We start from the raw sequence: 19,413 nt of genomic DNA, 5'->3' as shown, positions 1-19,413 counted from the left end.
GAGAAAATGTCAACGGCACCGTCGCGCAGCTTCCTCAACCGTGAGACTCAGCTCTGCATGTCTCTGTCCGGCCGACCGAGCAACTTCGGAACACGCTTCCACAACTACCTGTACGACGAGCTGGGCCTGAACTTCGTCTACAAGGCGTTCAGCACCACCGATCTCACCGCCGCCGTGGGAGGCGTACGCGCGCTGGGCATCCGGGGCTGCGCTGTGTCCATGCCGTTCAAGGAAGACGTCATCGAATTGGTCGACGTGATGCATGAATCGGCGAGCGCGATCGAATCCGTCAACACCATCGTCAACGACAGCGGCGTCCTACACGCCTACAACACGGACTACCAGGCCGTAGCGAACCTACTGGCGACCCACTCGGTGTCTCCCGATTTCTCGGTGGCCGTCGCCGGCAGCGGCGGCATGGCCAAGGCAGTCGTTGCCGCACTGCGTGATTCGGGTTTCACGCGCGGCACCGTCGTCGCGCGCAATGCTCGTACCGGCCCGGCCCTCGCGGAGACCTACGGCTACGAATGGTCTGCCGAGGCAGTGGCTGCGGACCTGTTGGTGAACGTCACCCCGCTCGGCATGGCCGGGGGTCCTGATGCCGATTCCTCACCGTTCACCGAAGAACACGTCGGTGCGGCGCAGTCCGTCTTCGACGTCGTCGCCATGCCGTCGGAGACACCACTGATCGTGGCCGCGCGAGCGGCTGACAAGCCCGTGATCACCGGTGCCGAGGTGATCGCTCTGCAAGCAGCGGAGCAGTTCGTTCTCTACACCGGAGTTCGGCCGTCCGACGAGCAGATCACTCGCGCATCGGAATTCGCCCGCAGCTGATTCACAAATGTTGCCAGCGAGGCTTGTTGGCGTAGGCGTGTCGGTAGTACTCCGCGAGGGTGAGACGCGACGCCGCAGCCTCGTCCAACAGCACGCTCACGTGCGGGTGCCACTGAATCACCGACGCCGGGCAGTGCGCCGACAGGGGTCCTTCGACAGCCGCGGCCACCGCCTCTTCCTTCGACTCCCCCGTCGCCAGCAGAACGAGGTGACGCGCCTCGTCGATGGTGCCGAGCCCCTGGGTCAGCACGTGGTGCGGCACGTCCTCGGGTGAGTCGAAGAAACGGGCATTGTCCGAGCGTGTCTGTTCGGTCAGCGTTTTGACCCGGGTTCGCGATCGCAGCGAGGAGCCTGGCTCGTTGAAGCCGATGTGCCCGTCGGTGCCGATACCCAGGATCTGAACATCGATGCCGCCCGCTTCCGCAATCGCCGCGTCGTATCGCTGGGCCTCCGCCGCGATGTCGTGCGCTTCGCCGTCGGGCGAGAACACCGCGGCGTCGTCCAGATCGACGTGGTCGACGAAGTTCTCGCGGATGAAGGAGAAGTACGACTGTTCTGCACTTCGGGCGAGACCGATGTATTCGTCGAGCAGAAATGCCCGACAGTGCGAGAACGAGAGGCCTTCGTCGCGATGACGTCTCGCCAATTCGCGATACGTGCCGACCGGGGTGGATCCGGTCGCCAAACCCAGTACGGGAGTGGATTTCGGTGTGGCCCGGATTGTCTGCTCGACGATGTCGGCGGCCGTTCGATCGACGTCGTCCGCCCCGTCGAGGATGACGATTTCCATCTAATTCTCCTTCATCGCGAGTCCGCCTCTGATGACTCGAACCGGCTCGAACGCTGCGTCGACCACCAACACGTCGGCTCTCATGCCCTGGTGCAGACGGCCGATCTCGGACCCGAGTCCGATGGTCGCCGCCGGCGTCGACGACCCCGCCCGCACTGCCTCCACCAACGACACGCCTGCACCGAGTACTGCGCGACGCACCAGATCCAACACGGTGGCGGTCCCGCCCGCGATCGGTGCCGTCTCGGGTTCGGTGTCGCGAGACAATCGCGCGACCGAGTGATGCACGGTCACGTCCAGTGGTCCGAGTCGATACCGGCCATCGGGCATTCCGGCCGCGGCCATCGCGTCGGAGACCAGGGCTATCCGAGCGCCACCGACGAGATCGAACACAGCGCGCACCGTTTCGTCCGCCAGATGCACTCCGTCCCCGATCAATTCGAGCACCAAGGTTCCGCGCGCCGCGGCCGCGAGACATTCGCTCACCGGACCCGGTGCGCGGTGGTGCCAGCTCGGCATCCCGTTGAAGAGGTGCGTGGCCGTGATCGGCCCACTTCCCAGTGTGTCGATTCCGCGGCGGGTGGTCAGAGCGTCAGCGTCCGTGTGTCCGATGCTCGGCACTATGTCGTTCTCGCGGAGCATGTTCGCGACGGCGGCGAACCCGTCCACCTCGGGTGCCAGAGTCATCGACCGCACCGCTCCCCTGCCGGCACCGATGATGTCCGCCAGCAAACCTGGATCGCCGGGTCGAAGCGAGCCCGGATCCTGTGCGCCGCAACGAGCAACGGACAGGAACGGCCCTTCGATGTGCACCCCGGCGATGTCACCGGCTTCGTACAGGTCGGCCAGCAGCGATGTCTGGCCGATCAGTCGGTCCGGCGGTGCCGACACCAGGGACGCGAGCATGGTCGTGGTCCCGTGCGAGCGGTGATGCTCGACCGCTGTCAAGAGATCGGCACCGGCGGAATCCGGAAACGATGCGCCGGCACCGCCGTGGCAATGTAAATCCACCAGACCCGGAAGGATGATCGAATCGCACTGCGGTGCTGGATCTCCTGTCCATCGCGAAGTCGGTCCGACCCACGAGATGCGGTCTCCGGTCAGTACGACGGTGCCGTCGTCGATCACCTCCTCGCCCGTGACGACCCGTCCACGCAGCGTCGTGGTGTCGGGGGTCATGCCTGTGTCGGTTCGGCCACCGCATCGTCCTCACGCCCGGGGGTACGCAGGTTCCACTTCTTGATGACGAAGCTGAACAAGAAGTAGTAGATCACCGCGTACACGAGACCGATGGGGATCAACAGCCATGCCTTGGTGGCGATTCCGTAGTTCAACAGGTAGTCGATGCCGCCGGCGGAGAAGAAGAATCCGTCGTGTATTCCGAGGGCATTGGTCAGCGCCATCGACGTTCCGGTCAGCACCGCGTGAATGATGTAGAGCGGCCAGGCGACGAACATGAACGAATACTCGAGCGGCTCGGTGATCCCGGTGACGAAGGCAGTCAGGCCGGTGGACAGCATGATTCCGCCGACGATCTTCTTCTGCGACGGCTTGGCATTGCGGTAGATCGCGAATGCCGCAGCGGGCAGCGCGAACATCATGATCGGGAAGAATCCGGTCATGAACACGCCGGCGGACGGGTCACCGGCGAAGAACCGGTTCAGGTCGCCGCGCACCAGCTGGCCGCTCGCATCCTGGTAGTCGCCGACGAGGAACCAGACCACGGAATTCAAGATGTGGTGCAGTCCGGTCGGAATGAGCATGCGGTTGGCGAAACCGTAGATGCCGCTGCCCACCACGCTGTGGTCTGCGACGGTGTTGCCCACCCAGTTGAGCGCGCTGTAGAACAGCGGGTAGACGAATGACATGACAACGGCCACAACGAGACCGGTGATCGCCGTCAGGATCGGCACCTGCCGACGGCCACTGAAGAAGCCGAGGTAGTCGGGCAACTTCTGACGGTAGAACCGCTGCCAGAGAATGGCCGAGAGCAAACCGATGACGATACCCGCGAGAACCCCGTAGTCGATGACGGCCGGATCACCGTTGGCATCGACCTTGCCGTCGAGAACAACCGGCGACATCGCGGTGAAGACACCGTTCATCACCATGTATCCGACGACCGCGGCAAGTGCCGTCGAGCCGTCGGACTTCTTGGCCCAGCCGATGGCGATACCGACGGCGAAGATGAGGGGAAGCCAGGTGAACACGGCCTGACCGGCGGCCGAGATGACGGCTGCCGCGGTCTCCAGCGCGCTGAATCTGCCCAGCAGGTCGTCTTGGCCGAGCCGCAGCAGAATGCCGGCAGCGGGCAGAACGGCGATGGGAAGCATGAGACTGCGACCGAACCGTTGCAGTCCGGCCAGTGATCGGGAGTCCTTCTTGGGCTCGGTGTCGACCGAGTCCGTGTTCTTCGGGGTCATGGCGACCTTCTCTTCGAGGCTGATCCTTCGAGGGCGGATTTCGCTGTTGTGACCGAGTGCCATCAGGGGTACTGTCCGGTCATTACCAGTTGTAGTTTGACCAGGTGGCAAGCTCGTGTCAACCCAGACTTGTGATCCAGCCGACAGGATTGCAGCCGAGAAGAGAGTAGGACCAGACATGTCCAAGGCGGACGCAATCGTGAAGGGGCTCGGCGGTGCCGACAACATCGTCGAGATCGAAGCGTGCATCACTCGGCTTCGCACCGAGGTGAAGGACGGTTCCTTGGTCGACGAGGCTGCGCTCAAGGCGGCCGGTGCCCATGGGGTGTTCCACAAGGGCACCGCCGTTCAGGTCATCGTCGGTCCCGAAGCCGACACACTCGCAGAAGATATCGACGACATTCTGTGATGGGCGACAGCCTGATCCTCAGCCCCGTGGCCGGCCGGGTGATCTCGCTCGGCGAGGTGCCGGACCCGGTGTTCTCCGCGCAGATGGTGGGTTCCGGCGTTGCACTGCAACCGGCCGCAACCGACGGCCGCGTCGAGGTTCGCTCCCCGGTCGCGGGCAAGATCCTCAAGCTCCATCCGCACGCGTTCGTCGTCTTCACCGACGACAAGGCCGGCGTATTGGTACACATCGGGATCGACACCGTGAAAATGAAAGGTGACGGCTTCGATCTCGTTGCGGCCGAGGGAGATCGAGTGCAGGCAGGCGATCTCGTCGTGACCTACGACCCGGCTGCGATCTCCGCAGCGGGTTACTCCGATGTGGTGCCGGTCGTGCTGATGGACTCGACACCGGATTCGATCACGAGTGCCTACATCGGGACCGACGTCGTAACGGGCGATCCCCTCTTCGAGCTGCCCTGATCTCACCGGCGCGGCGTGGTGCGTCGGTGCCCTTCCACTTCCATGGACAGTTGGTACCGATCGCATCGGTACCAACTCTCCGTGTGTTCGAGGGGCTCGTCGCCACTGAAGGAGACACGGTCGAAGTACAACACCGGCGCGCCGCGCTTGGTGCCGAGCAGGGTCGCCGTATCACTGTCGGCAGCAGTGGCTTTGACGGTCTGTTCGGCTCGGTCGATAGTCAGTCCGTAGTGGGTCTGCACGGCCTCGTACACGGATTTGCTCAGATCGTGACCGATCAGTCCTGGTAGGAGCGCAGCGCGGAACCACCCGTCGTCCACGCTGACCGGTTCTGCGTCGGCCAACCGTAGTCGCTTGACGTGGTAGGTCTGTTCGCCATCGGCCAACCCGAGGGCACGAACCGTTGCCGCGGAGGGTTTTTCGAGTCGGGCGAAGAGCACCACCGTCGTCGGCGTCAATCCTTGCGCGCGCATCTCCTCCGAGAACGACGCCAAGTGCAGACGCGATTGCACGGTGCGACTGGCCACGAACGTCCCCTTGCCGCGCACGCGAACGAGATGCCCATCGTTGACGAGCTGCCCGATAGCTTCACGGACGGTGATGCGGCTGACGCCGTAATCCTCCATCAGCTTCCGCTCGCTCGGCATCAGGTCGCCGGGTTGCAGCTCCTTGGTGCAGCGGTGCAGCAGAATTGCGCGAAGCTGTTCGTGTTTCGGGACCTGACTGTCCCTCAGATGTACGGGCATCACCACGGCGCCGGCCTTTCGGTCACTCGCCGAACCAGCGGTACGGACTGGTCCGGTCCAACCAGAAGACTACGTCACACCGAGGGCGGACCGACGAAAATCAGTCGCAGACCGACTTGGCCATGTCCTCCGCGGTGGCCGACGAACCGGTTTCGTACTCGCCGATAGCTGCCACTTTGGCCGCAGACGCCGAGTTCGGGTCGAACGTGTACCCCAGCCACTCCTTCGCGAGTCGCCGAGCCAGTTCTATACCGATGACGCGCTGTCCCATGCACAACACCTGTGCGTCGTTGCTCAACACAGCACGCTCGACCGAGAAACTGTCGTGTGCCGTCACCGCCCGCACTCCCGGAACCTTGTTGGCACTGATCGCAACTCCCAGCCCGGTGCCACACACGAGCAGGGCGCGATCGGCACTGCCGTCGGCGATCATGCGCGCCGCGGTCACAGCGACGTGCGGGTACGCAGTGTGCTCATCGTCGCCGACTCCCACATCGGCCACCGACTCGACTCGATCGTCTTGCTGCAGATCTGCCACCAAAGCCTGCTTGTACTGCAATCCTGCGTCGTCACATCCGACGACGATCCTCAGCTTGCCCATTGTTCATCCCTCCTGGTGGTCGAAAAGTTCGGCTACGGTCGCCACGCACATCGCGAGCGAGGTCGCGCCCGCATCGGGCGTACCGACACTGCGCTCCGCCAACGGCCGGGCCCGCCCGATCTTCGGCCGCAGCTCAGCTGTGGCGTCGGCTGCCCGGCGGGCAACGGGAACTGCTTCGACCCAGGCCGAGCGCCAGTCGACACCGTCCCCGACGGAATTTTCGACGGCGCAGACGAAAGGATGGAGCGCATCGAGCATGGTCTTGTCGCCGAGCGATGCCCCACCCAACGCGGTCAGTGCGTCGTAGCCTGCGCGCAGCGCCTGAGCCACGACTGCACTCTCGGGTCTGCCCGTATTACCCAGCCGGTTCCCGATGGCGGTGAGCGCCGCGCCCCACAGCACACCGGACGTTCCACCGGCCTTGGCCGCCCATTGCGATCCTGCGGCGGCCAGAACCGACCCGGTTCCGCCGTCGCGCTCGCAGACGTCGAGTGCCGAGATACGTGCTGCCGCGGTGCCTTTAACCATCCCGCGACCGTGATCACCGTCGCCCGCCACCGCATCGATGCGGCCGAGTTCGTCCTCGGCCGACGCCATTCGCTCGGCAATGGCGTCGAGCGATCGCACCACGAACGCCGCACACTCGCGCGATTCCTCGTCGGAGTCCGGTAGCGCGACATCTACTGCAGCGGTGCGTGATTGTTCCGTGCGACGGTCACCTGTGCCGCCCGAGACCACGCCCTTACGGTAGGCGGGCGAATCGGCGGGAGCAGTCCACAACGTCTCGAGTTCGTCGTCGAGCCACATGACGGTCAGCGAGCAGCCGGACATGTCGAGGCTGGTGACCAGTTCGCCCACCTCCGGATCGACGACGGTGTATCCCCGCTCCCGCAGACGACGTGACACCGTCTGCCATACGACGAACAATTCCTCGTATTTGGTTCGGCCCAGGCCGTTCAGGATCACCGCGATGCGGTCACTGCTGCCCTCGGGCGCTTCTTCGAGCACGCCGTCCACCAACAGGTCGGCCAGTTCCGCGGCCGTCGGCATATCGTGGGAGGACACACCGGGCTCGCCGTGAATCCCGAGACCGAGGTCCATGGTCCCGTCGTTCACCGTGAACAGTGGATCGTGCGCCCCGGGCATCGTGCACCCGTCGAACGCCACGCCCAGTGTGCGCGTGGCGTCGTTCGCGGCAATGCCGACGCGCTCGACACCGTCGAGGTCGTAGCCCGAATCTGCCGCAGCGGACGCACATCTGAAGACGGTGAAGTCCCCAGCGATCCCCCTGCGCTTTGCGATCTGGTCGCGGGGCGCGCTGGCGATGTCGTCCGTCACCGCAAGGTAGCGGGCATCGATGCCTTCCGACTTCAGCTGCTGCACAGCGAGTCCGAAATTCATCACGTCGCCGGCGTAGTTTCCGGTGGTCAGTAGCACTCCGCCACCGTTGTCCACGGCCCGGCCCACCGACGCTGCGTCGTCGGCAGACGGTGAGGTGAAGATGTTTCCCACCACCGCGCCGTCGGCGAAGCCGTGTCCGACGACGCCGCAGAAAGCCGGATAATGACCGGAGCCGCCTCCCACGACGACAGTCGCCTTACCCGCCGGCGTCGTCGTAGCCCTGACGACTCCGCCCGGCACACCGACGACGTACCGCGAATTGGCGTCGAGAAATCCTTCCAGCATGTCCTCGGTGAAGGTCGCCGGATCGTTGTACAGCTTTGTCATGAGCGTCCCTATCGCAGTCTGAGACCGGACTCGCGGTCGAAGAGGTAGATCCGTTTCGCCGGTGCGGACAAGGCACATCGGTCATGTGCCCGATAGCTCTCGCGGGCGGGTGTCTGCACGGTCATCCGGGCTTCGCCTGCCACCGAGATCGTTGCCTGCCCGAATTCCATCAAGTGCTCGAAATGCGTCACCGAAGCGGCAATCTGCGCCGAATCGGGAACTCCGGCAACGATGGTGGCGTCTTGCGGCCGGATGCCGACGGTGACCTCGGTGCCGTCGGGCACGTCGTGCACGTCCACCGCCAGCGCGCCGTCCCCGATGTGGACCACGGTGGTCGCGCCGTCCCGCCGCACCACACCGTCGAGCACGTTGATCTGCGGCTCACCCACGAAGCCTGCGACGAACAGATTGGCCGGATCGTCGAACACTTCGTCGGGGGTGCCGAACTGCTGAATCACTCCACCGTCCATGACAGCGAGCCGATCGGCCAGGCTCAGCGCCTCGACCTGGTCGTGTGTGACGACGATGGTGGTGTATCCGAATTCGCGTTGCAACATCTTCAGTTCTCGTCGAACTCTTTGCCGCGCCGACGCATCGAGATGCGAGAGCGGTTCGTCGAGCAGCAACACCGGTGGGTTGCGAACCAGCGCACGCGCGAGCGCAACCCGTTGCTTCTGACCACTCGACAGGCCGGCCGGCCGAAGATCGAGCAAGTCCTGCATCTCGAGGCGTCGCGCGATGGAATCGACGAGCTCGTTGGCGTTCTTCACCTTTCGGGCCTTGAGACCGTAGGCGAGGTTCTCTCGGATCGACAGGGGCGGATACAACGCGTAGCTCTCGAACCCGACACCCACCTCTCGCTTCGCGGGCGGCAGATCGGTGATCGTGCGGTCACCGATGCGAATCTGCCCGCTGGTGACGGTCTCGAGTCCCGCGATCATGCGCAAAGTCGTGGTCTTGCCGCACCCCGACGGCCCCAGCAAGGCAACCAGCTCGCCGGGTTCGATGTCGAGATCGATACCCTTGACCGCTTTGAACTCCTCGCGGCCACGCGAGCTGTACGTCTTGACCAGCGTGTCCAGGGTGAGACTCTGTGCAACGGTCGGCGTGCTGGACGACCGTGCGGTCTGCGTGGCGGTCACCGCTGTTCCTTTCGATCTGCTGAACCGAGTCGTTTTGTCTCGGAATCGGTTTCACCGTCGCCGTGTTCGGCACCGGCGAACACGTGTACGTCGGAGGGGTCGATCGCGACCGTCACGGTCGCACCTTCGCGGAGATGGCCACCACCACGCGAGAGTGCGATCAGGTTCGCGCCGCCCAGGTCCACCGATACCTCCACGTCTCGGCCGAGCCGTTCCGCGAGCACGACGGTTCCGCCGAACGTGAGCTTGTCCGGAGCGGACGCCGAGTCTGCAATTACGTCGACATCGCAGGGCCGAATGCCGATTCGTGCTCGGTCGCCTGCAGCCAGGTCGATGGATCGCGGCACCGAAATTTCGAGGGAGCTGCCCAGTACCCGCAGTGCTCCGTCATCGACCGTCGCGTCGTACAGATTGATTTCGGGTTGACCGAGCGCCTTGGCCACGAAAGTGTCTGCAGGCGTACGCCAGATGTTCTCCGGGGTATCCACCTGGACCACCCGGCCTTCTCGGAGGATGGCGATTCGGTCGCCGAGGGCAAGTGCCTCCTGATAGTCGTGCGTGACGTAGACGGTCGTCGTCTTCGACATCTCACCGAGTTGCCGGAGCTCAACGCGCATGGCCGCCCGCAGCTTCGCGTCCAGGTGTGAGAGTGGCTCGTCGAGCAGGTACACGTCGGCAGGGCGGACCAGGACACGGCCCAGGGCAACTCGCTGCCGCTGTCCGTTGGACAGTTCACGCGGAAAACGCGCCAGCAGATGATCGATGCCCAATGTCGTGGTCACCGACCGAATTCGCTCGGTCTGCTCGCTCTCGCTGTACTTGCCCGTTCGGCCCGACTTCAGCGGACTGGCGAGATTCTGGGACACAGTCTTCTGCGGATAGAGCGCGTAACTCTCGAACGCCATGGCCACGTTGCGGTGATACGGCTCCACGGCAGTCACATCGTTTCCTGCGATGTGCACGGCGCCCTCGTCGACATCGACGAGTCCGGCTATGGCTTTGAGGGTGGTGGTCTTACCGGCACCCGATGGGCCGAGGATGACGAAGAACTCGCCGTCGGCGATGTCCAGATCGAGACCGTCGATACCGATCTTCTTGCCGTATTTCTTGCTCAGTCCCTTGACTGCGAGCTTCGCCATCTAGGATTTCACCGCCCCGAACGAGAGACCGCGAACCAGGTAGCGCTGAATGGTGAGCGCCAGGATCAACGGTGGGAGAGCTGCGATGACTGCTGCCGCCGCAGTGAGGTTGTAGTACGCCTGTCCGCCGCCGCCGAGATACTTGGTGATTGCGACGGTGACGGTGCTGGCGTTGCTGTCCGACAGGATCAACGGGAAGACGTAGTTGTTCCAGGCGAAGATGAAGGCCAGCAGTGCCGCCGCAGCGATACCCGGACGCACCAGTGGCAGTGCCACCATGACGAATGCTCGTGTTCGTGTGTATCCATCGAGTAGTGCAGCCTGCTCGAGATCCTCGGGCAGGTCCTGGAAGTACGACCGCAGAATCCACACCACGAGAGGCATCGTGACCAATTGCAGAACCCAGATCATGCCGACCTTGGTGTCGAACAGGCCGATCTGGTTGTAGATGACGAACAGCGGCACGATCACCATCAACTCCGGAGCGAACCGGAACGAGAGCATCTGGAACATCAGGTCGTTACTGCCCTTGTACTGCCATCGACCCGCGGCGTACGCGGCCGGAATTCCGATGACGAGCGAGACGATCACTGCGCCACCACAATTGATCAAGCTGGTCAGCAGCGATGACGTGAAGTCGACGCTGGTGAGGTCGGTGCCGCGTTGGCTCAGGACGGTTCCGAAATTCGAGAAGGTCGGACTGAACGCGAAATAGGTACTGGTTTGCTCGGCATCGGACTTGAGGGCCAGCAAGACCATCCAGACGATGGGAAACAACGAGAACACGAACCACACGATCAGCACGACGTCGGACGCAACCGACGCCGGGGTGAATCGTCGCTGTCCGGGAAGCAATTCCTTGGCCATGAGTCAGTTCTCCGCCCCAGCGGCACGCCGCTGCGCTTTTCCGAGCACGCTCACCAGGAAGCGCGCTGTGATGAACACCAGAATCCACAGCAGGAACATGTAGGTGCTGCCGCGGGAGTAGTCGAGGTTGATGATCGAGTCCTCGAAGGCACCGATCTGCAGCGATCTGGTGGCCACGCCGGGCCCACCTGCCGTCAGAACCCATGGCACGTCGAAGAACTTGAGATTGTCCATGAAGCGGAAGATGACCGCGACCAGGATATACGGCCACAACATCGGCAACATCAGCCTGCGGAACATGTAGAAGTAGCCGGCTCCGTCCACCTCGGACGCCTCGAAGGGCTCCTTCGGCAGTGACCGAATGCCGGCCAGGACGAGGATCGCGACGAACGGCGTGAAAATCCACAGGTCCACCAGAATCACCGAGAACATCGCGTTCTGACTACTCAACCAGTCGAAGGTGTTACCAAGTCCCAGAACGTGATTGAGGACTCCGAATTGTGGATTGAACATCAGCTTCCACACCACCGCGGCGATCACGGGTGCGATCATCAGCGGCAGAATCAGCACCTTCTCGAAGATGCGCCCCACGATCGACGAGCGGTTGAGCAGCAATGCGATCACCACGCCCAGCACCGTCTCGACGATCGTCGCGCCCACCGCGAAGGTACCGGTGACACGCACGCTGGACCAGAACTGTGCATCTCCGAGCACACTGGCGTAGTTCGCAAACCCCACGAACACCGGATTGGGGTTCACTGCAGCGTAATTGAGGAACGAATACCAGGCCCCGACGACAAAGGGATAGAGAATCCCGATGACGATCAGGACTGCGGGCACCGAGAGCAGATACGGCCGCATCTTGCGCCGCCACCGCGGCACCTCGGGCTTGGTCGCGGATGCAGGAACAGGCGCATCGGTCCTGTGGTCCGGTTCAGTGCGCGTGGCCATGACCTACCTCTTTCGACGAGTTCTTCACAGGTTCACCTTCGAGGTGTTGGTTTTCGCCAGGCCGTCCAGCCGCGAGCGCGCGTCGTCGCCGCCGTAGATGTCCTGGAGGGCCGACGCCCAGTTCTGCGTGGTGTCGAAGAATTTCTTCTGCGGTGTGAACTGGATCTTGGATTGGTCGATCACGGTCTCGAAGGTCTCGAGGTAACCGGCCTGATCTGCGACCTGCTCCTTGAACACGCCGTCGAACACCGACTTTCGCACCGGGTCGGCATAGATTCCGCCCTGAACAGCCTTCGACATCGCTTCTTTACCGGTCGCCCATTGCATGAACAGCCACGCGGCCCGCTTGTTCTTGGACATCGAATTCATGGCCAGCGACCAGGTCCACAGATTGGTCGCGTAGTTGCCGTCCGGACCGGCGGGCCCGGGATACCAGCCGATGTTGCCGGCCTGTGCCGACGCCCCGGGCTTGTTCTTGGGGTACGTCGCGCTGTCGGCGTCGAACACCATCATGGCCTTGCCGTCGCCCAGATCACCGGTGGCGTTCGGGTAGTCGTACGAGGTCCAGGACGTCGGGCCGGCGCGGTGCTGCATCTCGATCCACTTCTCGGTGAATGCGACAGCTTTGTCCGAGTTCATCCGCGCCTGTAGCTCTCCGTTCTCGAAGACGTAGTCCTGAGCACCTTCTCGGGTGTACTGGGTCATGAATCCGGGATGGATGGTTGCCCAGGATTTGGATCCGCGGGTGGCGACGCCGTAGCGATTCTGCGAGCGATCGGTGAGGTCGATCGCGAGTTGGACGAAGTTGTCGAACGTGTCGGGGAGGGTGATCCCGTTCTTGTCGAAATATGCCTTGTTGTAGGCCACTACGTTGTTCTCGAACCCCCATGGCAATGCCCACTGTCCACCGGTTCCGAGCGGACTGCCCTGCTCGAAGTCCCAACTGGTCGACGTTCTCAGCCCTTGGTAGATGTCCTCGAAATCGTATTCGTCCGACGTAGCGGAACTGTTCTGCAACCACGGGTTCAGGTCTTCGAGCCATCCGGGCGGGCCGTACTGCCAGATGAAATAGGCACCGAGCATGAACACGTCGTGTTTGCCTGTGCCGCCGGCGAGTTCGGTGTTCAGCTTCGTGAAGTAGTCCGCCTCGGGGACGAGATCTGCGTTGACGGTGATTCCGGTCAGTTGCTCGAATTCGGCCAGGAGCGGTTGGAAGGACTGTTGGTACGGGTGCGGTGTCTGCAGAATGTTGAGCGTCGTGCCCTGGGCGGACTTCCAGTCGAAGGGCCCGGTCACCTCACCTGCACCGTTGACGGCGTTCACGCCGCCGCCCACACCACAGGCCGACAAGATCGGGACCGACGCGGCTGCGACGCCGGCCAATCCCATCGCGCGGAGCATGTCCCGTCGCGAAAATTGACGATAAGTCATCGATGTTCTCCACTGTTGATCTCCGAAAGCCGATCGGAGTGACGGCACATCAGGACGGAATGAGCGAGACCTTCACCGACTCGGCACCGCTTCCGACCAGGTCCAGGCCCTTCTGGAAGTCGGCCAACGGAAGTTGGTGAGTGCATATCTTGTCCATGGGCAACACCCCGGACTCGATCATGCGAATGGCGGCGGGCCAGCAGTACGGCCCGAGGTGAGCACCGAGTACATCCAGTTCCTTGTCGTCCGAGATGATCGACCAGTCCACGGTGACGTCGCTTCCGAACACGCCGTATTCGACGTACGTACCCAACTTGCGAAGCAGGTTGAGGCCCTGAGGAACTGCTGTCGGGTGACCGGTTCCTTCCAGGTAGACGTCCGCCCCGTAACCGCCGGTGAGATCTTTGACGATCTTCTCTGCATCCTCGGATCGAATGTCGATCACGATGTCCGCGCCGCATTCCTTTGCCAGCGCCAGCTTTTCCGGCTGCATGTCGAGAGCGATGACGTGCGCCGGGCTCTTGGCCCGCGCTCCCGCGATCATGCCGAGGCCGATCGGTCCACAGCCCGCGACGACGACGACGTCGTCGAAGGTGATACCGGCTCGTTCCACCGCATGCAGCGAGCACGACAGCGGCTCGGCGAACGCCGCGTGTGCCGCAGGCAGGTCCTTGGACACTTTGTGCACCAACGCTTCTGCGGGGTAGATCATGAAGGAGGCCATCGCACCGGGGGTCCTACGCTTGAATCCGTACAGGTCGTGGGGAGCACACATGTGGTACTGCCCACGCAGGCAGAATCTGCACTTCCAGCACGGGACGATCTGCTCGGAGACCACGCGATCTCCCACCGCGACATTCCATCTCGCGGCGGCTTCGTCGTCGATGGAGACGATCTCGCCGACGAATTCGTGACCGGGGATGACGTCCGTCTCCGCCCATGCGGGCCGGTTCTCGTCACCCCAGAATTTGGCGGCACCGTGGTAGCACTTGAGATCGCTCGCGCAGATACCGACGGCCTCGACCTTCACCAATGCTTCACCGGGTCCGGGCACCGGGACCGGTACTTCTTCGAGCCGATAGTCCTCGGGACCGTGGCAGATCACGGCTTGCATTTTTTCGGGGATCGTCGTTGTCGACATCGAGTAACTCCTCAGCGGGTGCATCCGTGGCGCGAGATCGCTGCCACGCATCGTGGTTTCGAAGGGAAAGTCATGTGTTGCCGATCACATTAGCCATCACGTATACAAATGTCCAGAACAAATGTTCAGCAAGAACCGCGCCATGAACATCTGTTCAGTGGGATACTCACCCGCATGGCAACCAGCAAGTCGGCCGCGGGCGGATCGAGCTCTGCAGTGGCATCGACCGGTCCGGACCCCGGTCACTTCTCACCGAACTTGCTGTACGCGGCGGCCAAGCTCTACTACGACGAGGACGCAACACAGGCCGAGGTCGCCACCCGACTCGGCACCAGCCGTGCCACAGTCAGCCGCTTGCTCTCGGAAGCCCGACGTCAAGGCATAGTTCGCATCCAGGTCATCGAGCCCCGCGAACCGGCACCCGACGACCTGGCCGAGCGTGTCGCTCTCCACCTCGGCCTGAATCGAGTGTTCGTTTCGGCACCCTTACCTGCACCCACTCCGACGAAGACGGTCGTCGACCTCATGGGTCGCAGCCTCGCTCCCGCCGTGTCCCGAGCGCTGGCAGCCATCGGACTGGTACCGGGAGACGTCGTTCTGGTGTCCTCTGGCCGGACGATCTACGAGGTCGCACAATCCGAGCTCGACCGAACTCCCGGTGTACTCGTTGCCCCCACGGTGGGCGGAAGCGATCAACCCGAGGAGTGGTACCAGACCAACGAGATCACTCGACTGATGGCCAAAAGACTCGGCGGTCATCCCAACTACTTGTTCGCTCCTGCACTGCCGGGTGTCGAGCTGCATGCAACGCTGCGGTCGGAGCCCGCCATTCAGCGTGTGCTGGAATTGTGGCCTCGAGCACGCTGCATCCTGATGGGAGTCGGCGCGCCGCCACTCCTGCGCTCGGATATCCCTCGGTTCGTGCCGACCCACTCCGCATCGCTTCGAGATTCGGTGGGTGACCTGTGTTCTCGCTTCTTCGACCGGGACGGCAATCCGGTGGAATTCCCCGGATCCGATCGCCTGATCGCCGTCGAACTGTCCGCGCTGCCCTCGGTTCCCGTCGGTATCGCAGTTGCAGTCGGCGCGGAGAAGGTAATTCCTATCGTCACCGGCGCGCGCGCACGGTTCTTCAATCAGCTGGTGACCGATCCGGCAACCGCACAACTACTCCTCGACCACGTGTGACCGACCACCCGAACAGCAAGGACGACCCTCGTGCCCACACAACCCACCAGCCAGTCGCCGGACTTCCACAACGCCCGTGTGCTCGTCACCGGGGCGAGCCGCGGAATCGGTGCCGACATCGTGCAGGCTTTCGCCGTCGCAGGCGCAACGCTGATTCTGTCGGGTCGTGAGCGAGCCCCACTGGAAGCCATGTCTGCTCAACTGAATTCGGCGTACGGAACCCACAGCGCCGTCGTGACCGCAGATCTCTCCGAGCCCGGTGGTGCAGCGAGTCTCGCCGACGACGCCGCGCGCGCATTCGACGGTATCGACGTATTGATCAACAATGCCGGTATCTCCTACCCCGAGTCCGTGGACGAACTCGACCCCGAACACTTCGAGGAAGTCATGCAGGTCAATTTGCATGCACCTGCTCTGCTCGCCGCACGCGTCGGTAGCGACATGGCCGAACACGGCGGCGGCTCGATCGTCACGATCGCATCGGCCGCAGCCCTGCGACCCCTGCCTCAGCACTACGCCTACTGCATCTCGAAGGCCGGTCTGATCATGGCAACCAAGGTGTTGGCACTCGAACTCGGAGGCCGAGGAGTTCGCGCCAATTCCGTATGCCCCACCGTCGTTCTGACCGACATGGGACACAAAGTATGGGGAGATCCGATCAAGTCCACGCCGATGCTCGGACGTATCCCCGTCGGACGGTTCGCAGAACCCAACGAGGTCTCCCGGACCGCACTCTGGCTCGCCTCGCCCGAGTCGGGAATGATCAACGGAATCGACGTCCCGGTCGACGGCGGCTACCTGGTGAGCTGAGAAGCCAAGGCGTGCGCGATGTCTCGGGTGGATGGATACAACTCCAACCAGGTGCCGTACAGGTCGTCGTACAACGCCTTGTTGGCGGGATTCGGAGGAATCTCGGATGCAACGGTGGCCCAATCCGTCTCCGGCGCAACCAATCCGACGCCGATAGCCGCCAGCAAACCGTCTCCGTAGCTCGCTCCGATCGCCTGCTCGGTCACCAACTGAGTCTGCCCGGTGATATCACTGAGAGCTTGGGCCCACACCGGGCTCCGTAGTCCGCCGCCGACGGCCACCGCGCGGGTCACCGGCGTCGCGTCGTCGAACATATCGAGGATCTGCCTGATCCCGAACGAGATTCCCTCGTACGCTGCGCGGAAAAGGTGGCCGCGGCCGTGTCTGAGGGTGAGTCCCGCGATGACTCCGCGCGCGTCGGCGTCGAACACAGGCGTCCGCTCCCCCGCCAGGTACGGCAGAATCAGCAGACCCTCGGCACCGGCCGGCACCTCCGCTGCCTCTTTCATCAGCTCCTCGAACGGAGCGCCTCCGGTCACTGTTCGCAACCAGGTCGTCAGCGATCCGGCCGTCGACGTTCCAGCGGCCAGAGCGTAGGTGCCCTCACGGACACCCGTCGTCGTCCACAGCGCTCCGTTGGTGTGATATTTCTCGAGAACCTGAACCAGGAACATGGTCGACCCGTACATGAGCATCAGATCCCCGGGATGCCGAACGCCGACGCTGAAGGCCTCGGCATACGCGTCGACCGTGCCCGCCACCACGGGGGTTCCGGCAGGGATTCCCGTCGCTCGTGCTGCGCGCGCGTCCACCTGTCCGACCACGTCGCTGGGCCACGCCAACCGCGGCACCGCGAGCCCACCCAACACACGATCCGACCAGGCCTCGTTCCACGCGAAATCGCGTACCGAGTACAGCGGGTCGCACTGACTTGCCGTGTGATGATCCTGTACGTATTCGCCGGTGAGCTTGGCGACGATGTAGGAGTTGGACCCGTACCAATGCGTGGCACGGTCGAACACGTCGGGCTCGTTCTTGCGGACCCATTCGATCTTCGGTCCCACAGCCTGGCTGGACAGAGCCTTTCCGCACCGCTCGACAATGGCGTCGGCTCCGAAAAGCTCTGTCAATTCGATGATTTCGCGAGAAGCCCGGGAGTCGATTCCATACAGTATCGCCGGTCGCACCGGACGCAGGTCGCTGTCCGTCAGTACCAGGCACGGCCCCACTCCGCTGACGCACACCCCCGCGACCGAGGCATGCGCGGGCACCTGCGCCATCAACACGGACGCGATCGCGCACACGTCGGACCACCACACTTCGTCGGCGTCGACCTCGGCCCAACCCGGTCGCGGAAGCGACATTCGGTGCTCCCGCTGGTGAGACGCGAGCACCACCCCGTCTGCGGTGACCAATACGCCTTTGGTGCTGCCCGTACCCATATCGATTCCCACGAGCAAGTCCACGCGCCCAACCCTAACGGAGGCGAACGCGACGTGCGTGAATTCACAGTGCATGATCGACACTCGTGACCGCAGCCGAATCCACGTACGAACCGACGCCGCTTTCCACCCCGATCAGCGCCGGAATCGTGGCCGCGTTGGTGGGTTTCACGAGTTCCTTCGCCGTCGTCCTGACCGGGCTACGCGCGGTCGGAGCCGGCCCTGCGGAGGCGGCGTCCGGATTGTCGGCGCTGTGCGTGACGCAGGCACTGGGCATGATGTGGCTGGCCCGCCGGTACCGACAACCCATCACCTTGGCGTGGTCGACGCCCGGCGCGGCACTGTTGGCCGGAACCGGCGTGGTGGCGGGAGGGTGGCCTGCGGCTGTGGGAGCGTTCGTCACGGTCGGCGTTCTGATCGCCCTGACAGGCCTGTGGCCCCGACTCGGGGCGCTGGTCTCGAGGATTCCGGTGTCTTTGGCCCAGGCGATGTTGGCCGGGGTTCTTCTGCCCCTGTGCTCGGCACCGGTCGCCGCTGTGGCCGACTCCCCTGCACTGATAGCGCCGGTAGCGGTCGTCTGGCTCGTCGTTCTCCGTTTCAGCACCCGCTGGGCAGTGCCGGCAGCGTTCGTCGCAGCCGCTGCTGTCATCGCCGCACACTTGATCGGCAACGGAACTTCGATCGCGATGTCCGATCTCGTTCCCGGAATCGACTGGACCGTTCCGCACTGGACCTGGCAGGCCACGATAGGGATCGCGGTGCCGCTGTACATCGTGACGATGGCGTCGCAGAACATTCCGGGCACCACGGTCATGGCGTCGTTCGGATTTCGGATACCGTGGCGTGCGTCGATGACGGTCACCGGAGTCGGCACCGTTCTGGGTGCATTAGCCGGCGGTCACACGATCAATCTCGCCGCGATCAGTGCGGCCCTGTCTGCCAATCCCGGCGCACATCCGGATCCGAAGCGGCGATGGATAGCAGCGTTCTCCGCCGGCTGCTCGTATCTGGTGCTCGCGCTGCTGGCCACCGCTCTGGCGACTCTGGTGGCCGCAGCACCTGCCGGAGTGGTGGAAACCGTTGCCGGCCTTGCCCTGCTGGGAACCCTTGCAGCGTCGTTGTTCGGAGCGCTCGAAGACGCGTCGAGCAGAGAAGCGACAGTCCTGACATTCCTCGTCGCCGCATCCGGTCTGACTTTCGCCGGAATCGGATCGGCGTTCTGGGCGTTGGTCGTCGGACTGGTGGTGCGCTCGGTCTTGCGACGGCAGTCCCCGGCGTCCACTGCTCCCGAGGGCACTGGCTAATGTCAC

General features: G+C 63.5%; 19 protein-coding genes. 6 read left to right on the top strand and 13 right to left on the bottom strand.

Features of this window, described 5'->3' with window-relative positions; all coding sequences use genetic code 11:
• The first annotated feature begins 6 nt into the window (after positions 1-6).
• Positions 7-834 (top strand): shikimate 5-dehydrogenase, encoded by an 828-nt coding sequence (locus ACFI9K_RS24155; RefSeq protein ID WP_462665868.1) that lies wholly within the window; start codon positions 7-9, stop codon positions 832-834.
• Position 835: 1 nt separating this feature from the next.
• Here the strand turns inward: ACFI9K_RS24155 and nagB are convergent, their stop codons facing one another.
• From nagB to ACFI9K_RS24140, 3 genes are read right to left on the bottom strand one after another with little or no spacing between them, the layout of a single operon-like run.
• On the bottom strand, positions 836-1,624 hold the full coding sequence (gene nagB, locus ACFI9K_RS24150; protein ID WP_462665867.1) for a glucosamine-6-phosphate deaminase: 789 nt from the start codon (positions 1,622-1,624) through the stop codon (positions 836-838).
• Positions 1,625-2,803: an N-acetylglucosamine-6-phosphate deacetylase gene (locus ACFI9K_RS24145; protein ID WP_462665866.1), complete on the bottom strand. Its 1,179-nt coding sequence runs from the start codon at positions 2,801-2,803 to the stop codon at positions 1,625-1,627.
• Complete coding sequence (locus tag ACFI9K_RS24140) at positions 2,800-4,047, bottom strand: PTS transporter subunit EIIC (protein ID WP_462665900.1); 1,248 nt, start codon at positions 4,045-4,047, stop codon at positions 2,800-2,802. Before ACFI9K_RS24140 ends, ACFI9K_RS24145 begins: the two co-directional genes overlap by 4 nt.
• Before the next feature lie 178 nt (positions 4,048-4,225).
• On the opposite strand from ACFI9K_RS24140, the gene ACFI9K_RS24135 reads away from it, so the two are divergent.
• Positions 4,226-4,456: a PTS glucose/sucrose transporter subunit IIB gene (locus tag ACFI9K_RS24135; protein WP_222095849.1), complete on the top strand. Its 231-nt coding sequence runs from the start codon at positions 4,226-4,228 to the stop codon at positions 4,454-4,456.
• On the top strand, positions 4,456-4,917 hold the full coding sequence (locus tag ACFI9K_RS24130) for a PTS sugar transporter subunit IIA (RefSeq protein ID WP_462665865.1): 462 nt from the start codon (positions 4,456-4,458) through the stop codon (positions 4,915-4,917). The genes ACFI9K_RS24135 and ACFI9K_RS24130 overlap by 1 nt, the downstream gene beginning before the upstream one ends.
• Positions 4,918-4,919: 2 nt before the next feature.
• Here ACFI9K_RS24130 and ACFI9K_RS24125 read toward each other — a convergent pair whose 3' ends face one another.
• From ACFI9K_RS24125 to eltD, 9 genes are all read right to left on the bottom strand, one after another.
• Positions 4,920-5,666, bottom strand: coding sequence for a GntR family transcriptional regulator (locus tag ACFI9K_RS24125; RefSeq protein WP_462665899.1), 747 nt, complete (start codon positions 5,664-5,666; stop codon positions 4,920-4,922).
• A 97-nt stretch (positions 5,667-5,763) separates the two neighbouring features.
• Positions 5,764-6,264 carry a ribose-5-phosphate isomerase gene (locus ACFI9K_RS24120; RefSeq protein WP_462665864.1) on the bottom strand — a complete coding sequence of 167 codons (501 nt, stop codon included), beginning with the start codon at positions 6,262-6,264 and terminating at the stop codon, positions 5,764-5,766.
• Between the two features lie 3 nt (positions 6,265-6,267).
• Positions 6,268-7,992, bottom strand: coding sequence for a dihydroxyacetone kinase family protein (locus ACFI9K_RS24115; protein ID WP_462665863.1), 1,725 nt, complete (start codon positions 7,990-7,992; stop codon positions 6,268-6,270).
• Between the two features lie 8 nt (positions 7,993-8,000).
• Complete coding sequence (locus tag ACFI9K_RS24110; protein ID WP_462665862.1) at positions 8,001-9,134, bottom strand: ABC transporter ATP-binding protein; 1,134 nt, start codon at positions 9,132-9,134, stop codon at positions 8,001-8,003.
• Entirely contained in the window at positions 9,131-10,273 is a 1,143-nt protein-coding gene (locus ACFI9K_RS24105) for an ABC transporter ATP-binding protein (RefSeq protein ID WP_462665861.1), read from the bottom strand. The genes ACFI9K_RS24110 and ACFI9K_RS24105 overlap by 4 nt, the downstream gene beginning before the upstream one ends.
• On the bottom strand, positions 10,274-11,140 hold the full coding sequence (locus tag ACFI9K_RS24100) for a carbohydrate ABC transporter permease (RefSeq protein WP_462665860.1): 867 nt from the start codon (positions 11,138-11,140) through the stop codon (positions 10,274-10,276).
• A 3-nt stretch (positions 11,141-11,143) separates the two neighbouring features.
• Positions 11,144-12,091, bottom strand: a complete 948-nt coding sequence (locus ACFI9K_RS24095; protein WP_462665859.1) for a carbohydrate ABC transporter permease — start codon at positions 12,089-12,091, stop codon at positions 11,144-11,146.
• A 24-nt stretch (positions 12,092-12,115) separates the two neighbouring features.
• Positions 12,116-13,492 carry an ABC transporter substrate-binding protein gene (locus tag ACFI9K_RS24090; protein WP_462665898.1) on the bottom strand — a complete coding sequence of 459 codons (1,377 nt, stop codon included), beginning with the start codon at positions 13,490-13,492 and terminating at the stop codon, positions 12,116-12,118.
• A gap of 79 nt (positions 13,493-13,571) precedes the next feature.
• Complete coding sequence (gene eltD, locus ACFI9K_RS24085) at positions 13,572-14,663, bottom strand: erythritol/L-threitol dehyrogenase (RefSeq protein WP_462665858.1); 1,092 nt, start codon at positions 14,661-14,663, stop codon at positions 13,572-13,574.
• 174 nt (positions 14,664-14,837) lie between these two features.
• Here eltD and ACFI9K_RS24080 point away from each other — a divergent pair, with 174 nt between their 5' ends.
• Positions 14,838-15,851 (top strand): sugar-binding transcriptional regulator, encoded by a 1,014-nt coding sequence (locus ACFI9K_RS24080; protein WP_462665857.1) that lies wholly within the window; start codon positions 14,838-14,840, stop codon positions 15,849-15,851.
• A 30-nt stretch (positions 15,852-15,881) separates the two neighbouring features.
• Complete coding sequence (locus ACFI9K_RS24075; RefSeq protein ID WP_462665856.1) at positions 15,882-16,661, top strand: SDR family NAD(P)-dependent oxidoreductase; 780 nt, start codon at positions 15,882-15,884, stop codon at positions 16,659-16,661.
• On the opposite strand, the gene ACFI9K_RS24070 is transcribed toward ACFI9K_RS24075, so the two are convergent.
• Positions 16,646-18,127, bottom strand: coding sequence for an FGGY-family carbohydrate kinase (locus ACFI9K_RS24070; protein ID WP_462665855.1), 1,482 nt, complete (start codon positions 18,125-18,127; stop codon positions 16,646-16,648). The two genes, ACFI9K_RS24075 and ACFI9K_RS24070, sit on opposite strands and share 16 nt — an antisense overlap.
• 62 nt (positions 18,128-18,189) lie before the next feature.
• Here ACFI9K_RS24070 and ACFI9K_RS24065 point away from each other — a divergent pair, with 62 nt between their 5' ends.
• A complete protein-coding gene (locus tag ACFI9K_RS24065) occupies positions 18,190-19,407 on the top strand; it encodes a benzoate/H(+) symporter BenE family transporter (RefSeq protein WP_462665854.1) in 1,218 nt (405 codons plus the stop codon).
• The last annotated feature ends 6 nt before the right edge of the window (positions 19,408-19,413 follow it).

Source organism: Rhodococcus sp. PSi06 (assembly GCF_054960675.1).
The sequence above is the reverse complement of the archived record's forward strand: the minus strand, read 5'-3'. Positions and strand labels throughout refer to the sequence as shown.

What these genes read in the sequence shown, in the direction of transcription:
- ACFI9K_RS24145 (WP_462665866.1), bottom strand. Translation starts at nt 2,803, where the DNA reads ATGACCCCCGACACCACGACGCTGCGTGGACGGGTCGTCACGGGCGAG.
- ACFI9K_RS24100 (WP_462665860.1), bottom strand. Translation starts at nt 11,140, where the DNA reads ATGGCCAAGGAATTGCTTCCCGGACAGCGACGATTCACCCCGGCGTCG.
- eltD (WP_462665858.1), bottom strand. Translation starts at nt 14,663, where the DNA reads ATGTCGACAACGACGATCCCCGAAAAAATGCAAGCCGTGATCTGCCAC.
- ACFI9K_RS24140 (WP_462665900.1), bottom strand. Translation starts at nt 4,047, where the DNA reads ATGACCCCGAAGAACACGGACTCGGTCGACACCGAGCCCAAGAAGGAC.
- ACFI9K_RS24080 (WP_462665857.1), top strand. Translation starts at nt 14,838, where the DNA reads ATGGCAACCAGCAAGTCGGCCGCGGGCGGATCGAGCTCTGCAGTGGCA.
- ACFI9K_RS24120 (WP_462665864.1), bottom strand. Translation starts at nt 6,264, where the DNA reads ATGGGCAAGCTGAGGATCGTCGTCGGATGTGACGACGCAGGATTGCAG.
- ACFI9K_RS24155 (WP_462665868.1), top strand. Translation starts at nt 7, where the DNA reads ATGTCAACGGCACCGTCGCGCAGCTTCCTCAACCGTGAGACTCAGCTC.
- ACFI9K_RS24095 (WP_462665859.1), bottom strand. Translation starts at nt 12,091, where the DNA reads ATGGCCACGCGCACTGAACCGGACCACAGGACCGATGCGCCTGTTCCT.
- ACFI9K_RS24130 (WP_462665865.1), top strand. Translation starts at nt 4,456, where the DNA reads ATGGGCGACAGCCTGATCCTCAGCCCCGTGGCCGGCCGGGTGATCTCG.
- ACFI9K_RS24105 (WP_462665861.1), bottom strand. Translation starts at nt 10,273, where the DNA reads ATGGCGAAGCTCGCAGTCAAGGGACTGAGCAAGAAATACGGCAAGAAG.
- ACFI9K_RS24135 (WP_222095849.1), top strand. Translation starts at nt 4,226, where the DNA reads ATGTCCAAGGCGGACGCAATCGTGAAGGGGCTCGGCGGTGCCGACAAC.
- ACFI9K_RS24115 (WP_462665863.1), bottom strand. Translation starts at nt 7,992, where the DNA reads ATGACAAAGCTGTACAACGATCCGGCGACCTTCACCGAGGACATGCTG.
- ACFI9K_RS24090 (WP_462665898.1), bottom strand. Translation starts at nt 13,492, where the DNA reads ATGCTCCGCGCGATGGGATTGGCCGGCGTCGCAGCCGCGTCGGTCCCG.
- nagB (WP_462665867.1), bottom strand. Translation starts at nt 1,624, where the DNA reads ATGGAAATCGTCATCCTCGACGGGGCGGACGACGTCGATCGAACGGCC.